This window comes from Mucilaginibacter ginsenosidivorax (assembly GCF_007971525.1).
Lineage (GTDB): Bacteria > Bacteroidota > Bacteroidia > Sphingobacteriales > Sphingobacteriaceae > Mucilaginibacter > Mucilaginibacter ginsenosidivorax.
The window spans coordinates 1,200,178-1,215,722 of record NZ_CP042437.1 but is presented as its reverse complement, the minus strand read 5'-3'; the positions used below and the strand labels follow the sequence as shown (position 1 = coordinate 1,215,722).

Here is a 15,545-nt window from a genome sequence, read left to right as displayed (position 1 = left end):
ATAAACGCAGTAAATTTTTTCACTTGTTAACAGATAACCACGGCCGAAATATCAATTACCTGCGCTTAGCAGTTACAGACCGCTGTAACCTGCGCTGTTTTTATTGCATGCCCGAGGATGGCCTTAACTGGCTATCGCGTAAGGAGCTGATGAGCTACGAAGAAATGCTGAAAGCCTGCGCCTTGATGGTGAACATGGGCATCCAAAAGATAAGGATTACCGGCGGAGAGCCATTTGTGCGTAAGGACATCATGCAGCTGCTTACTTCGATATCAGCATTAGATGGCTTGCAGGAGTTAAGTCTCACAACCAATGGTGTGTTAACAGCACCCTATGTGCCCGAGCTGAAGAAAATAGGTGTGCGCTCGGTAAACCTGAGCCTGGATACGCTGGATGCCAATCGTTTTTTTACCATCACCCGCCGCGACGAATTTGCCAATGTGATGGCCGCTTTAGAGGCTTTGCTGCATCATGACATCGAAGTAAAGATAAATGCGGTAGTAATGGATGGCAAAAATACGCAGGATATTATCCCATTGGTTGAAATGACCCGGGATTTGCCCGTAAGCGTAAGGTTTATAGAAGAAATGCCTTTTAATGGCGATGGGCATTTATACACCGGCCTGCAATGGGATTATGTACGGATACTGGACGAGATTAAAACGAAGTATCCACAGATACAGAAGATAGACGATCCGGCTTACTCCACATCATACAACTACAAGGTACCGGGGCATAAGGGTACCGTAGGCGTTATTGCTGCTTACTCGCGTACCTTTTGCGGCACTTGCAACCGTATCAGGATAACCCCGCAGGGCGAATTGAAAACCTGTTTATACGACGATGGCGGATTAAACATTAAAGACCTGATGCGCGCCGGAACAAGTGATGATAATCTTAAACTTGCTTTGCTGAATGCATTTAGCAACCGCGCTGCTGATGGCTGGGAAGCAGAAAAAAAACGTATCGTGCATCCTGGCATCCATGAATCGATGGCTACTATTGGCGGGTGAAAAAAGCCAAAAGCCCCAGGCAATGGGTAGTAATCGCTTTTAAAAACTTGATGTAGAAAGGTAACCCCTACGGGGCAAAAGATATATTTGAACGTTTATTCTACAAACCGGTAGCCTCTACGAGGCATAATGTCATACTTAATAAAGGCACTTGCCTCGTAGAGGCTATCAGTTTGTAGCAATATCCTATCTAAAATTCTTTTATGCCCCGTAGAGGGTTACCTATATCAGCATTAAAAGCTATTATGATAAGGTGAAAAATTTTAAACGCGATAGCTGCAGAAACAATCATTGGTGCCAATGACTAAACTTTGAAATACAAATAAGACTTTAGGCTTTGTGCCTTTTGCTTTAAGCTAAATTTATAAATGACAACTGTTGAACAAGCCGAAAATCTGATATTGGCCCGGTTAAGAAATTACGGGGATGAAAGCGTTCCCTTTGACCAGGCCCTGGGCAAGGTATTGGCAGAAGACATTAAAGCCGACCGCGACTTGCCCCCCTTTAACCGGGTAACTATGGATGGCATCGCCATCAGTTTTAAGGCTATAAAAGATGGCATCAATACTTTCCGCATAAAAGCAACCCAGGCCGCGGGCGATGAACCTGTGGAGATTGATGATCTGAATGGATGCATCGAGATTATGACCGGAGCCGTGTTACCCGCATCGGCAGATACCATAATTCGTTATGAGGATGTAGAGATAAAAGATGGTCTGGCCAGCATTGATGCAGAAGGTATTAAGCAAGGCCAGAATATTCATGTACAGGGGATAGATAAAAGGCTGGGAGAAGTATTGGCATCGGCCGGCCAGTTAGTTACACCGGCAATTATCGGCGTGGCGGCATCGGTAGGCAAAACCCATCTGCTGGTTAAGAAAATGCCAAAAGTGGTAATTATCTCATCGGGAGATGAATTGGTTGATGTGCATGAAATGCCATCGCCCTACCAGATCCGTAAATCAAATAGCTATACCGTTAAGGCGGTTTTACAGCAGCATGGTTTGCAACCAAATGTTTTACATATTCCGGACGATCCTGAAGTAACCAAAACGCAGATACAACACTGCCTGCAAAATTACGATGTATTGCTGTTAAGCGGCGGCATCAGCATGGGCAAGTTTGATTATATTCCACAGGCGCTGGATGATTTGCAGGTAACAAAGCTCTTTCACAAAGTAGCTCAGCGGCCTGGCAAACCGTTTTGGTTTGGCCAATACAAGGATAAGGTATTGGTTTTCGCGTTTCCAGGTAACCCGGTAGCCACTTTTATGTGCCTGAACCGGTATTTTTTAACCTGGCTGAATGCCACTTTAGGTTTACCCCAACAATTGCCGGTTTATGCTGTTTTAGATAGTGATTTTCAGTTCGGGCCTGCTTTGCAATACTATTTGCAGGTAAAGCTGTACAGCAACACGCAAGGGCAGCTTATGGCCTCGCCTGTTGAAGGCAATGGTTCCGGCGATTTTGCTAACTTAGCGGATACCGAAGCATTTTTGGAATTGCCCCTGGAAAGGAGTGAATTTAAGCAGGGCGAGGTGTTTAAGGTATGGCGGTTTGTCTGAACCGGAAATTCGGGAATTTATAGAATTTCCTGATTTTAGCTTCAGTACTTTCCCTGCCGTCAAAGCAATTCTTAAATTCTAAAAATTCGTTTAATTCGAGTTCAGACAAATAAAATAATGTTAACCCACATAGATAAACAAGGCAATCCAACAATGGTTGATGTATCTGCAAAGCAGGTTACACACCGCACAGCCACGGCACGCAGCATCGTGGTGTTGCCTGATGAGGTTTTGCAGCATTTGGCTGATGGTGATTTGATTAGTAAAAAAGGACCTGTATTTCAAACAGCCATCATAGCCGGTATTATGGCGGCCAAAAAAACAGGCGATCTGATTCCGCTTTGCCACCCGCTGGGAATGGATAATTGCAGCGTTACAGTACAGGTGAACGAACAACAGGAAATTGTGATTGAATGTACGGCCAGCATAACTGCTAAAACGGGTATCGAGATGGAGGCGCTGGTTGGTGCCTCTGTAGCGGCGCTTACCGTTTATGATATGTGCAAGGCCATGAGCCATGACATTGTTATAAAAGAAACCAAACTGATAGCAAAAACAGGAGGTAAACGTGATTTTAAACGAGCATAACCAGCCGGAAAAAAAGCACAAAAAGCATGCTAAGCTGGTGCGGCCGGCCACAGGTAACTTTGGCCGTAACGAATGGGCCATTGTTGGCGGGCCATGTACGGTTATCAAACTACTGGCCGACGATGTGATAGCAACACTATCGGCAACATACAAATGTGCTTATGCTGATACATCGCACAATGATGATATTACTCTGGTTCCCGGGCGCCTGGCAAGCGGGGCCATGCTGGATTATAGCGACCAGGTAAACTACCAGCAATTCAACTTTCAAAACCCGCTGATGCCCTACCAGCTTAAACAGCAATTTGCCAATGCCGATCTGGTATTGGTTAATGGTAACCATCAGCAGGCCAAAGCGCAGGTGGTTATTATCGATAACAATAAAAAAGCATCGTTATTAAAACGCATTGAGCAACTTAATAATGTGCAGTTGTTTTTATTGGCCGATAACAGCGACGATGTTTTTGATTTTATAAAGGAAACCGTGCCCTGCTGGCAACAGATCCCGGTTTATAAATTGGGCGACAGGGACAAGATCATTGCCTTTTTTGAAGCCAACCTGAAACAAAACAGGCCAGTACTAAACGGCCTTATATTGGCAGGAGGCCAAAGCTTGCGAATGGGCGTTGATAAAGGTAGCATCAACTGGCATGGCAAGCCGCAGCGGTATCACATGGCCGATATGTTACAGCCATTTTGTAACCAGGTATTTATATCGCACAGGGAGGGCCAGCTGGCTGAAGCTGAAGAGCCGTACCCGGTTTTGCAGGATACCTTTACCGGGCTTGGTCCATACGGGGCTATATTATCTGCCTTTAGGGAAAACCCGGACAGTGCCTGGCTGGTGATAGCTTGCGATTTGCCTTTAATGGACGATGCCACTTTGCGCAAACTGGTGGCCTGGCGCAATAGCTCGTCAGTTGCTACCGCTTATCATAGTCCTGTTACCGAATTTCCTGAACCATTGATAGCCATTTGGGAGCCTAAGAGTTATCCAATACTATTGTCATTCCTGGCACAGGGATATTCCTGCCCACGCAAGGTGTTGATTAATACCGATATCACCCTGTTAAATGCACCCGACCCTGAAGCGTTAACTAACGTGAATACGCCCGAAGAAATGGAGATTGTTAAAAGGGCGATCCACCAAAAATTAGCTGCCAACTTATGACCGATAATGATTTAAGATACACTTGCCAGATAGCCTTGCCGGGTTTCAGCGAAACCACCCAGCAACTTTTGCAGCAGGCCAAAGTACTGGTAGTAGGGGCGGGCGGATTAGGCTGCCCTTCGGCGCAATACCTTACCTCCTCAGGTGTGGGTACTATAGGTATTGCCGATTTTGATGTAGTATCCATCAGTAACCTGCACCGGCAGATCTTGTATACACCCGGCGATGTGGGCCGGCAAAAAGCTACACTTGCCTGCCAACGTTTGCAATTGCAAAACCCTGGGGTAAAACTCATACCTTATACCGACAAAATCACATCTGATAATGTCCTGGAAATTGTTGGTGGATATGATATTGTTGTGGATGGTACCGATAATTTCGAGACACGATATTTACTAAACGACGCCTGTGTAATAAGCGGGAAGCCCCTGGTTTATGGGGCTATTTACCAGTTTGAAGGCCAGGTAGCCCTATGGAATGTAGCGGTTAAAGACGATCAGCGTTCGCCCAATTACCGTGACTTGTTCCCGCAGGTTGATGCCACCCAGATTCCTAACTGTACCGAAGGCGGTGTAATACCCACCCTGGCAGGTATAATTGGCTGCATGCAGGCCAATGAAGTGATAAAATACATCACCAAAACCGGCGAACTGCTGGCGGGTAAAGTGCTGATTTTTGATGCACAAAGTATGCAAAGCCGCATCATCAGGATAGGGTCGATTACCAAAACCAATATCAGGCGGTTGGCAACTACGGTAACTATTCCAACGATATCTGGCGAGGAGCTGAAAGCACGAATGGAACGGGACCCGACTATCGAGTTGATTGATGTACGTACTGAACAGGAACGCGATGCCTGCGATATAGGGGGCACCCATATTCCGCTGGACGAACTGGAAAGCTACCTGCCTTATTTTGCCAGCACCAATACAAAGGTTTTCTATTGCGCTACCGGTAAAAGGAGCGGAGAAGCAGTGAAGCTGATATTAAAAAAGATCCCCGAGGCTGATGTATTGTCGTTAGCGGGAGGGATTGTTGGCTATGTTTCATTGGATCATTAGGTCATTGTTGTGATGGCTGACTTGTCATGAGTAGTAGCAAAATCCGAGGATTCTGAAGGATAAATGAAATTCAAAAATAAAAGGCTGTCATCCTGAGGTACGAAGGATCTATTCGCGAACTATTTTATCGGTCATGCATAGCTGACAGCTCCTTCGTGCCTACCTATTACGCTTTTTTTATAAAATGCTGATTATAAGTATGGTATTGTAAAGTGTGATCTTTCCTTCAGAGGCCGCCGGATTTTATAACTACCCATGACATGTCGTACTTTCGAGGTGCGTAGGCCTTTCACCCTGAGACTGTCGAAGGCGCGCGCGGACGGGCCTTTGCCCGCTATGCTTCGACGGGGCTAAGCATGACAGCCCTTTTTATGATGTCATTCCCCTTCAGAATTTCGCGAGATTTTACAACTCAGGATGACAGGAAAATTGGATATGTCATAGGTAGGAACGAAGCATCTAATCTACGCCATTCATAAAACGCCAAAAATGTTCGCGAATACATGCTTCGTTCCTCAGCATGACAGGGGGAGAATTGAAAATGCTTTATGTGATCAAATAAATCCGAAATCCCAATTCCGAAATCCTCAAGGATGGGCCGCTACCCAAACATCTCCATCTTCAAAAGCCTCCTTTTTCCAGATAGGTACGGTTTGTTTTAAAGTATCTATAATATAACGGCAGGCATCAAAAGCAGCATCCCGGTGAGCGGCGGATACCGCTATAATTACCGGTACTTCGCCAACCTGCAATTCACCAGTGCGGTGATGGATCAATATTTTTTGTACAGGCCATTTATCAAAAGCCTGGCTGGCTATCTTGTGCATTTCGCTGATGGCCATAGGTTCGTACGCTTCAAAATCAAGCTTTAGCACAGTTTTGCCTTTGGTAGCGTTGCGTACTGTACCGATAAACACATCTATCCCGCCAGATTCGGGCGACATAATCCAATTGATACAAGCCTGGATATCCAGTGTGTTTGCGGATAGTATTATTTGTGTGTTGGTCATGCTTGTCGGTCGGCTAATGATTTCATTAAATACTTTGGCGATTCGTGGTAGCCCTGCCGGTAATAAAACCGGTGCGCATCAACCCTTCGTGAGTGGCAATGCACTTCAATCCGGTCGCATTTTCTTGCGATGGCCAAATTGGTAAAATGTTCTTCCAGCGCTTTGCCTACTCCCATGCCACGGGCGTTTTCATCTACAGCAAAACAGCTTATCCGCGCAAAATCACCTTTAACTACCAACTGTGTTAAAAAATCAAAAGCGATAAAGCCTAAAACTTTGCCATCGGCTTCATAAATCAAAACCTCCGATTGCGGCTGGCTAAGTATTCGTTCTAAATTGGCAGACAAAAAATCCCCGGTTCCCGGGTAGCCAAGCTGGTCCAGTAAATCTGATAATGCTGTCTGATCTGCCAATGTGGCTTTTCTGATGTTCATGTTTGGACGACAAAAAAAAATTCGAAGAGAAGATGTCTGATAACGAAAAATAATTTTGAATAGCGGGCTTTTTGGATGCGACAAAAAGCTCCTGCTGACTAAATTTATCCTCCGCTCACTGGAGGAATAATAGCTATTTCGTCCCGCTCGTGAATGGTATCTCCCGGCAAAGCGTATTCATTATTGACGGCCACCATGTACGATGCCAGTTGTTTTAGGCGGGGGTACTGCTGCTCCAGCGCATATTTTAAATTGTAAATGGTGGCATCATTTGTAAGTTCCAAACTCACCAACCCGCTGCCAAATATCTCCTTTGTAACACCAAATGCCAATACATTGATCTTCATACCTCAAAATTAGGGCAAAATAGGATAGGATAAGCCATAGAAATATAAATAATTGATATTCAAAAGCTCTCCCTTCAGGGGGCCGGGGGGGTAAACAACTTTCCATCTAAATTGTATATTTACATATGGCCGCCAATTCTGAAAAGCATATTCCAATTATTAAAGTGAACGCATCATCGGGTGTTATAACTACTGATACCCTTGCTGTAGAAGAGCCACTGGAAATACGATTGGAATACGGCACCGAACCCGGGCGCCAAATACAGAATATATCGATAACTATGCGAACGCCGGGGCACGATGCCGAACTGGCCAAAGGTTTTTTATTTACAGAAGGCATTATCAAAAATGTAGATGATATAGCCGCCACGGCCCATAGCTTTATTGCCTGTGCCGGGGAAAAAGAGAATGTGATACAGGTTACGTTAAACCCGGGAATTGAGCCCAGTCTGCAAAATACAGGGCGTAATTTTTATACTACGTCCAGCTGTGGCGTTTGCGGCAAAAGCTCTATCGATGCCATACGCACTGTAAGCAGTTTCGCTGCACTGGAGGCCGATGAAGATACCATTTTAACGGATGTTTTATACCGGTTACCCCTCATTTTAGAAAGGCATCAGCGCGTATTTGCCAATACGGGTGGTTTACACGCTTCGGCCTTATTTACTACCGAAGGCGAACTTTTACTATTACGCGAAGATGTGGGCAGGCACAACGCGCTTGATAAGCTGATAGGGGCTGCACTTGGCTATGGCTGGCTGCCCCTACGGCAAACTGTATTGCTGCTTAGTGGCAGGGCAAGTTTTGAATTGGTGCAGAAAGCAGCAATGGCAGGCATTAACATTATAGCGGCCGTTGGCGCGCCATCAAGCCTGGCCGTGCAATTGGCCGAAGAGTTTAATATTACGCTGATAGGTTTTTTGCGCGATGAACGTTTTAATATTTACACCGCGGCACACCGCGTACAGATACCTGGCAGTAAAATTGCCGATAGCGGCAGGGTTCCCGCCGAAAACATACTACACCCATGAAAATACGTATTAAAGGCAACTCATTAAGATACAGGCTTACCAAAAGCGATATTGCACAACTGGTAGAGGAAGGCCATTTGCAGGAAGAGGTGGACTTTGGCAGCCAGCAACTGTACTACGCTATTAAAGTTGTTGATGACGATCACCTGTCATCAATATTCAGGGAGAATACGATTATCCTGTTTGTGCCAAAAAATGTGATTACAGAACTGGCGGAAACTGATAAGGTGGGTTTTGAAGGTAAACATGGCAGCCTGAACTTATTAGTTGAAAAAGATTTTACCTGTCTTGATAATGTCGCTGAAGACCAGAGTGATAACTACCCAAACCCATTGCTTACTAAAAAGATATGAGCGAGCACATCAAAGAGCAACCTGCTGCAGAAAATCCGGAAGAACTGCTCGACCTGAAATTAACTAAACCCAAAACATGGGCGGCCGGCATTCCGGCTGTAACGGTTGCTATGGTTGATATTTTGCAGGAGTCGGGGTTTGTGCGCGGGATGGAAGGCTTGTTTAAGATGAACAAGAAAGATGGTTTCGACTGCTCTGGCTGTGCCTGGCCCGATCCGGATGATGACCGGTCGCCAATTGCCGAGTATTGTGAGAACGGCGCAAAAGCCCTTGCCGAAGAAGCCACCACCAAAAAGCTTACTGCCGAATTTTTTGCCCAAAACTCTGTTTTTGATTTGGCCAAACTGAACGATTACGAGATAGGCAAAAAAGGCCGGATAGCACAGCCTGTATACCTGCCTAAAGGCGCGTCGCACTACCAACCGATAAGTTGGGACGAGGCTTTTAAAAAGATAGCCGACAAATTGAATAGCCTGGCATCGCCAAATGAAGCTGCATTTTATACCTCGGGGCGCACCAGTAACGAGGCTTCGTTTACTTACCAACTGTTTATTCGCGAGTATGGTACCAACAATATGCCCGATTGCTCAAACATGTGCCACGAATCAACCAGCCTGGGGCTGGCCGAGGCCATTGGCATAGGCAAAGGAACAGTTACACTGAACGATTTTTACGATACCGACGTAATTATTATCATGGGGCAAAACCCCGGCACCAATCATCCCAGGATGCTTAGCGCCCTGGAAAAAGCTAAAAAACATGGGTCTAAGATCATTGCTGTAAATCCGCTGCATGAGGCGGGGTTGATGGGCTTTAAAAATCCGCAAACGGTGAAAGGCGTATTAGGAATAACCACCCAATTAGCCGATTTGTACCTACAGGTGAAGATCAACGGTGATATGGCGTTGTTGAAAGCTATTGAAAAGCTGCTATATAAAGCCGAACTGGAATCTCCCGGTACGGTGTTCGACCATGAATTTATAAAAAACAATACCGAAGGCTACGTAGCATTTTTAAACCATCTTAACGAATATGATATAAACCACCTGGCTAACGAAGCCGGAGTGCCATTAGCGCAGATAGAGCAAGCCGCCGATATACTTAAGGATAAAACCCGCATTATTATTTGCTGGGCCATGGGTGTTACCCAGCATAAAAACGGCGTTGCCACCGTTAAAGAAATTGTTAACCTGGCTATGCTGAAAGGCACTATAGGTAAACCCGGCGCCGGCCTTTGCCCGGTGCGTGGCCACAGCAATGTGCAGGGCAACCGAACCATGATGATATTTGATAAGCCTAAACCTAAACAGCTGGACAAGCTGAAAGAGGTTTTTGGTTTTGAGCCGCCACGTCAACACGGTTACGATGTGGTGGAGTCGATACAGGCGATGCATGAAGGGAAGCTGAAGGTGTTTTTTGCTATGGGAGGCAATTTCCTGTCGGCTACGCCAGATACCACTTATACGGCCGATGCCATGCGAAAGCTCGAAATGTCTGTCCATGTATCTACCAAACTCAACCGCAGTCATTTAGTACATGGCGATGAAGCTTTGATATTACCAACGCTTTCGCGCAGTGATAAAGATATGGTTAATGGCGAAGCGCAGTTTATCAGCTGCGAAAACTCAATGGGGGTTGTGCAAATGTCGAAGGGGATGCTGGAACCCATCTCTAAGGATTTGCTGAGCGAGAACCAGATTGTTTGCAGGCTGGCTAAAGCCACCTTAGGCAAGCGTTCTGTTATTGATTGGGATAAGTATGCCAAAAGTTATGATGCAGTGCGCGATGACATTGCTAAAGTGATTCCCGGTTTTGATGATTATAATCAAAAGGTACGTGTACCGGCTGGCTTTTATTTGCCTAATGGCCCGCGGGAAGGCAAGTTTGAAAATATTAAGTTCGGCAATAAGGTTGATTTTAACATTGCCGGCCTGCCCCTACACGAATCCAAAACGGGAGAATTCCGGATGACCACCATCCGCAGCCATGATCAGTTTAATACAACCATCTACGGGCTGAACGACCGCTATCGCGGAGTCCATAATGAGCGCAGGGTAATATTTATGAACGAAAAAGACATTGCCAAAGCCGGTTTTAAACAAGGAGAACACGTGGACCTTTACAATAACTTTGGCGGGGTTGAACGCGTGGCCCGCCTGTTTGTGGTGGTCCCTTATAACGTCCCCGAAGGAAACACAGCAACCTATTACCCCGAAGCCAACGTATTGATCCCAATTGACAGCGTAGCTGAGGGAAGTAATACGCCTACATCAAAATTGGTATTTATCAGTATAAAAAAGCACGGGGTTAAGTGAGGTTTTGGAATAGTCGTTATACCCACAACGCGGCGATCGCAAACAGCAACGCAGCTGTCATAACTAACGCCCCCAGCTTTAAAAATGTCCAAAAGCTTACATCCAGTCCTTCGCGGCGTAGGGCAACCAGCCACAGGATAGTTGCCAACGAGCCCGTTACCGACAGGTTTGGCCCCAGGTCGATACCAATGAGTACCGAACTTTTAATGATTTCGGGCACATTACCTTGAACAACATTTCCGGCTATTAATCCGGCTGGCAGGTTATTCATCAGGTTGCAGGCAAAGGCGGTAATTATGCCGCTACCCCAGGCCGTTGCATTTACAGAATGTGCAGCATTTTCATGAAGCAGGGTTGTTAAACGTTCTATTATACCGGTTTTGCCCAATGCCTCCACAATTATAAATAACCCGGCAACAAGGGGCAGCACCGCCCATGAAACCCCTTTTACAACCATCCACGGATTTTTTTTAGCCCTGATCACTACAATGGCCGATGTTAAAATTCCTGTTATGGCAGTGGGCAAACCCAACTGAATATCAAGCGCCGATGCAATCAGTAAAATAATGGCTGTGGCGCCTACACCAATGATGGCTGTTTTGCCGCCCTGGGTCAAAACCGGGATAGTTATATCCGTTTCAATTTTTGCTTTTAAAGCCTCGCGCTGTGTAAAGCGCAACATAATATAGGTAACCGTTATGGCAAAAAAAGAGGGCAATAAATATTGCGGCAACCAATGTAACAGTGGCGGCATATGGCTGCCGTAAATTACCAGGTTGGCAGGGTTTGATATGGGCAACACAAACGAGGCGGCATTGGCTATAAACGCGCAAATTAAAAGGTAGGGCAAAGGTTTATCTACTTTAGCTGCCTTTACAGCGGCAGCCACTGCAGGGGTAAGCACAACCGCTGTGGCATCGTTTGATAGGAATACGGTAACTACAACGCCTACCAGGTATATGAGCAGGAAAAGCCTGTTTGCCGATCCTTTGGCCAATCGGGTGGCGTGGGCCGCCAGCCAGTCAAAAAGCTTTTCTTCGCGGGCCGTTTCTGCAAGCAGCATCATGCCTGTTAAAAACAGGTAAACATCCGTTCCTTTGGCTATGCCGGCTAAGCCATCCCTTAAGGTAATTAACCCCAGGGCAATCAACAATGCCGCGCCCATTGTTGCCCACCACGCTTCGGCTACTTTAAACGGCCGGGTAATAACCCCGGCAATGGCTAAAAATGAGATGATCCAGATGTAAATAGATGTCATATGATATCGTTCGAGGATGCGGCTGTAATAATCCGGCATTAACAAACCCAAATTCGCCCCCAATGTTTTGCCGCGGTTAAAACTTCAACAGGCCAGTGCTAACCAATCCAATAAATAACGGCGCTATCACCAGCAACACCATAATCAGGTACGATAAAGGATGAGCAAAATTTAACGTCCAGCCGAGGCCGGTGCGTTTGGATACCCAGATAGATGAGTCAGTAGGGTTGTTATAAAAAATGCCCCATTTCCAGTATTCATAGTTATTGCGGTCAAATTCGTTCATCACTAAATGTAAAGCTTTTACAGTAATAAAAATATGCAGCAAAAATATGGCATTAAACAACTAAAAAGGGAGTTTAGCACATTTATGTGTTCAGCATGTGTTAATTTATTAACTATTAATGTTCCCTTAATGTTAAGTAAAGATGTGTTTTTGATGAAGGCGTTACGCTTATGTTAAGTTTAAGAAACCATTGGGTTAATTAATGGAAAGTGGAACAAAAATTCAAAATTGCTACAGATTTGATGGGGTTTCTTTGCGAAAAATTAAACCCGTTCTTCATGAAATACAATTACTATGTTCATAGGCTTTTGTTGTTTTCGGCATTATGTCTGTTATTTTCAATTTCATCCATTGCACAAACCATTAAGGGTAAAGTAACCGACTCTAAAACCGGCGAACCGCTGGTTGGCGCTACCGTGAACTTAATCCAATCCGGCTTAAATAAAAGCACCGCGGTTGGCCTAAACGGTTCATACAGCTTTAAAAATGTAAAAACAGGATCATATCAACTACATATTAACTATGTAGGGTATAAAGCCGCTCAGAATTACGATGGTACAATTTCATCGGCCGATGAAATAAAAAATGTCAATATTAGCATGCAGGATGCAAGTCTGCAAATGGCCGAGGTTAAAGTATCCGGATTGGCAGGTAAAGAAAGTGACCGCGCCGTGCGTGGTATCGAAAAAAATGCCCCCATGGTATTAAATATACTTTCGGCCAATACCATCCAACTGCTTCCGGATGTAACAGTGGCCAATGCATTACAACGTGTTAGCGGTGTTACCATTCAACGTTCGGCATCGGGCGAGGGCCGTTATGCTATTATCCGTGGTATGGATCAGCGTTACAATTCAACCCTGGTGAATGGTATCAAAATCCCAAGCCCCGATCCACAATACCGCTTTGTGCCGATGGATATATTTCCATCAGAAATGTTGGAGCGCCTGGAAGTGATAAAGGCGTTAACCCCAAGCATGGAAGGCGATGCGATAGGTGGCGCCATGAACCTGGTAATGAAAAGCGCACCAAGCCATTTTGTGCTAAGTGCCAACGTTTCGGGAGGCTTTTCAACCTTGTTTTCGTCAAGCAGGCCATTTGTAGGATTTAGCGCATCGCCAAATAGTAAATCACCGGCTGCCTTAAATGGTAACAGCTATGCAGCCACCTACGCCGATTTTAATAACAAAGCGCTTACCAGCGATAAAAATATCTCGAGCCCCTTTAGCTCGACAGCGGGTATCACCATTGGCGACAGGTTTTTAAACAACAAACTGGGTATTATTGTAGCGGCCAGTTATCAAAACATTTACCGTGGCTCTGATTCAAAGCAACTTACGCCAAATGCACAGCCATCAGCTATCCCGCTGCCAAACTCGCCACAGTTTTCCGATGCTTATGACCGTACCTATTCAACTCAAACACAACGTGTAGGTATCCATAACAAAATTGACTATGTATTCAATGATAAGAATAGAATATCGCTATACAACTTGTACATCCACCAAAGTGAATTTGAATCAAGGATGACCTCAGATACGCTCGGTTTGGGTTTAAACTCAACCGGATTGAGTAAACAGATTACCATCTCAAACCGTAGCACTTTAACTCAGCAAAATATTTATAACTCTACACTGCATGGCGACCACTGGTTGAGCAACCAGGTGCGTTTTAACTGGGATGGAGTTTACTCGGTAGCTACCAGGCATATGCCGGACAGGACAGATTTTTCATACGATGCCAATAAAACGCTAAATAGCACAGGTGGCGTAACTGCCGAAGTTGATAACAACACCGCATTGACCCACCATTGGGAAAACAACCGTGACCGCGACCTGTCGGGTTTTGCTAACCTGATATATACACCAAAAATCGCCGGTAAAGACGTGGAGTTTTCTGCTGGTGGTTTATATCGTCATAAAGTAAGGGATGCAGATTATATCACTTATAATTTAACAGGAGGTAAATCAACCCTATATAATAATAACTTCAATACTATTCCATTTGCATTTAATTCGGCAGCCGATGGTATTGGAAGCAATAACCCCGATTTGCAAAACAATTACCATGTACTTGAAAACGATAATGCCGAATACGTACAGGTAAAATTTAACCTGTTTCCTAAACTACAGGTTTTGGGTGGCGTTAGGGTTGAAAATACCGACATGTCATATGCTACGCAATCGCCAGAAACTGTTACCCAACGCAACGGTAACATCAAATATACCAATGTATTGCCAAGCGTACATTTAAAGTACGAGCTTACAGATAACCAGAATATCCGCGCATCGTATTTCGCGTCTATCAGCCGCCCGGGTTTTGGCGAGTTGGTTCCTTACAAAGTAAGCGGCGAATATTATGACCAGGTTGGTAACCCTTTGTTAAAGCACATTACCGCCGATAACTATGATTTAAGGTATGAGTTTTTCCCGGGCGGTGCCGATCAGTTGTTGTTAGGTACATTTTATAAAAAGATCTATAACCCTATCGAGTATTTTGTGGTAAGGGACGGCGGCCCAAGTTCGCAGGTTATTAAACCACAAAACGACCCAAGCAATGCCACCAACTACGGCTTTGAGGCATTGGCTACCAAGTTTTTCGGTATTGTAGGTTTCTCATTAAACTATACTTATACCCACTCGCGCATTACAACCAACAAACTCCTTTACTCGCAGGATGCAACTTTGGGCCTGCAGCAAACAAACGTAAATGAAACGCGCCCTCTACAAGGCCAGGCAGATCATGTGGGCAATGCATCAATATTGTTAAAGAGCGCCAAACTGGGCCTTGATGTACAGCTATCATTCGTTTACACCGGCGAAAGGCTTGCACAGGTATCTCCTTACTATAACCTTGACTTTTACCAGCACGCTTACAACCAGTTAGATTTTTCGTTTGAGAAAACCCTGTTCAAAAAGCTGTCGTTTTATGGCAAAATCAACAACATTACTAATGCCGCAGCCAAAATTTACCTGAAATTTCCTCATGGCAGTCTTGATGCCAAGCAGCAGGAGTTTTTGGGTAAACAAGATATAGCCAGTCAAACCCTTGTGCAAAGTGATTATTACAAGACCCTGTTCCTGGGTGGTTTCAGGTATAAATTATAAATAAAA

Annotated in this window: 14 protein-coding genes; 9 read left to right on the top strand and 5 right to left on the bottom strand. The window is 45.0% G+C overall.

Annotated features, from left to right (window positions below):
- The first annotated feature begins 23 nt into the window (after positions 1–23).
- The 5 genes from moaA to FSB76_RS04875 all read left to right on the top strand — a co-directional run bounded on the left by moaA (position 24) and on the right by FSB76_RS04875 (position 5,398).
- Positions 24–1,013: a GTP 3',8-cyclase MoaA gene (gene moaA / locus FSB76_RS04895; protein ID WP_147052462.1), complete on the top strand. Its 990-nt coding sequence runs from the start codon at positions 24–26 to the stop codon at positions 1,011–1,013.
- A 368-nt stretch (positions 1,014–1,381) separates the two neighbouring features.
- Positions 1,382–2,578: a molybdopterin molybdotransferase MoeA gene (locus FSB76_RS04890; RefSeq protein WP_147052461.1), complete on the top strand. Its 1,197-nt coding sequence runs from the start codon at positions 1,382–1,384 to the stop codon at positions 2,576–2,578.
- A gap of 117 nt (positions 2,579–2,695) precedes the next feature.
- On the top strand, positions 2,696–3,166 hold the full coding sequence (gene moaC / locus FSB76_RS04885; RefSeq protein ID WP_147052460.1) for a cyclic pyranopterin monophosphate synthase MoaC: 471 nt from the start codon (positions 2,696–2,698) through the stop codon (positions 3,164–3,166).
- Entirely contained in the window at positions 3,147–4,337 is a 1,191-nt protein-coding gene (locus FSB76_RS04880; RefSeq protein WP_225976427.1) for an NTP transferase domain-containing protein, read from the top strand. Before moaC ends, FSB76_RS04880 begins: the two co-directional genes overlap by 20 nt.
- Positions 4,334–5,398 (top strand): HesA/MoeB/ThiF family protein, encoded by a 1,065-nt coding sequence (locus FSB76_RS04875; protein ID WP_147052459.1) that lies wholly within the window; start codon positions 4,334–4,336, stop codon positions 5,396–5,398. The genes FSB76_RS04880 and FSB76_RS04875 overlap by 4 nt, the downstream gene beginning before the upstream one ends.
- 587 nt (positions 5,399–5,985) lie before the next feature.
- On the opposite strand, the gene FSB76_RS04870 is transcribed toward FSB76_RS04875, so the two are convergent.
- The 3 genes from FSB76_RS04870 to FSB76_RS04860 form a co-directional block, all read right to left on the bottom strand.
- A complete protein-coding gene (locus FSB76_RS04870; RefSeq protein ID WP_147052458.1) occupies positions 5,986–6,408 on the bottom strand; it encodes a molybdenum cofactor biosynthesis protein MoaE in 423 nt (140 codons plus the stop codon).
- Positions 6,405–6,842 carry a GNAT family N-acetyltransferase gene (locus FSB76_RS04865; protein WP_147052457.1) on the bottom strand — a complete coding sequence of 146 codons (438 nt, stop codon included), beginning with the start codon at positions 6,840–6,842 and terminating at the stop codon, positions 6,405–6,407. The genes FSB76_RS04870 and FSB76_RS04865 overlap by 4 nt, the downstream gene beginning before the upstream one ends.
- A gap of 104 nt (positions 6,843–6,946) precedes the next feature.
- Entirely contained in the window at positions 6,947–7,189 is a 243-nt protein-coding gene (locus FSB76_RS04860) for a MoaD/ThiS family protein (RefSeq protein ID WP_147052456.1), read from the bottom strand.
- A 125-nt stretch (positions 7,190–7,314) separates the two neighbouring features.
- Between FSB76_RS04860 and fdhD the strand changes: the two genes are divergently transcribed.
- From fdhD to FSB76_RS04845, 3 genes are read left to right on the top strand one after another with little or no spacing between them, the layout of a single operon-like run.
- Positions 7,315–8,220 (top strand): formate dehydrogenase accessory sulfurtransferase FdhD, encoded by a 906-nt coding sequence (fdhD, locus tag FSB76_RS04855; RefSeq protein WP_147052455.1) that lies wholly within the window; start codon positions 7,315–7,317, stop codon positions 8,218–8,220.
- Positions 8,217–8,573: a DUF7009 family protein gene (locus FSB76_RS04850; protein ID WP_147052454.1), complete on the top strand. Its 357-nt coding sequence runs from the start codon at positions 8,217–8,219 to the stop codon at positions 8,571–8,573. The genes fdhD and FSB76_RS04850 overlap by 4 nt, the downstream gene beginning before the upstream one ends.
- Positions 8,570–10,888 (top strand): FdhF/YdeP family oxidoreductase, encoded by a 2,319-nt coding sequence (locus tag FSB76_RS04845; protein ID WP_147052453.1) that lies wholly within the window; start codon positions 8,570–8,572, stop codon positions 10,886–10,888. The genes FSB76_RS04850 and FSB76_RS04845 overlap by 4 nt, the downstream gene beginning before the upstream one ends.
- A 16-nt stretch (positions 10,889–10,904) precedes the next feature.
- Here the strand turns inward: FSB76_RS04845 and FSB76_RS04840 are convergent, their stop codons facing one another.
- A complete protein-coding gene (locus FSB76_RS04840) occupies positions 10,905–12,146 on the bottom strand; it encodes an arsenic transporter (protein WP_147052452.1) in 1,242 nt (413 codons plus the stop codon).
- Between the two features lie 76 nt (positions 12,147–12,222).
- On the bottom strand, positions 12,223–12,432 hold the full coding sequence (locus FSB76_RS04835; RefSeq protein WP_147052451.1) for a DUF5808 domain-containing protein: 210 nt from the start codon (positions 12,430–12,432) through the stop codon (positions 12,223–12,225).
- A 278-nt stretch (positions 12,433–12,710) separates the two neighbouring features.
- Here FSB76_RS04835 and FSB76_RS04830 point away from each other — a divergent pair, with 278 nt between their 5' ends.
- Positions 12,711–15,539, top strand: coding sequence for a TonB-dependent receptor (locus tag FSB76_RS04830; RefSeq protein WP_158642839.1), 2,829 nt, complete (start codon positions 12,711–12,713; stop codon positions 15,537–15,539).
- Positions 15,540–15,545 lie beyond the last annotated feature (6 nt).

Bases quoted from the DNA above. Each gene is read 5' to 3' on its own strand.
- FSB76_RS04890 (WP_147052461.1), top strand. From the start codon at position 1,382: ATGACAACTGTTGAACAAGCCGAAAATCTGATATTGGCCCGGTTAAGA.
- moaC (WP_147052460.1), top strand. From the start codon at position 2,696: ATGTTAACCCACATAGATAAACAAGGCAATCCAACAATGGTTGATGTA.
- FSB76_RS04875 (WP_147052459.1), top strand. From the start codon at position 4,334: ATGACCGATAATGATTTAAGATACACTTGCCAGATAGCCTTGCCGGGT.
- FSB76_RS04870 (WP_147052458.1), bottom strand. From the start codon at position 6,408: ATGACCAACACACAAATAATACTATCCGCAAACACACTGGATATCCAG.
- FSB76_RS04865 (WP_147052457.1), bottom strand. From the start codon at position 6,842: ATGAACATCAGAAAAGCCACATTGGCAGATCAGACAGCATTATCAGAT.
- FSB76_RS04860 (WP_147052456.1), bottom strand. From the start codon at position 7,189: ATGAAGATCAATGTATTGGCATTTGGTGTTACAAAGGAGATATTTGGC.
- fdhD (WP_147052455.1), top strand. From the start codon at position 7,315: ATGGCCGCCAATTCTGAAAAGCATATTCCAATTATTAAAGTGAACGCA.
- FSB76_RS04850 (WP_147052454.1), top strand. From the start codon at position 8,217: ATGAAAATACGTATTAAAGGCAACTCATTAAGATACAGGCTTACCAAA.
- FSB76_RS04845 (WP_147052453.1), top strand. From the start codon at position 8,570: ATGAGCGAGCACATCAAAGAGCAACCTGCTGCAGAAAATCCGGAAGAA.
- FSB76_RS04840 (WP_147052452.1), bottom strand. From the start codon at position 12,146: ATGACATCTATTTACATCTGGATCATCTCATTTTTAGCCATTGCCGGG.
- FSB76_RS04835 (WP_147052451.1), bottom strand. From the start codon at position 12,432: ATGAACGAATTTGACCGCAATAACTATGAATACTGGAAATGGGGCATT.
- FSB76_RS04830 (WP_158642839.1), top strand. From the start codon at position 12,711: ATGAAATACAATTACTATGTTCATAGGCTTTTGTTGTTTTCGGCATTA.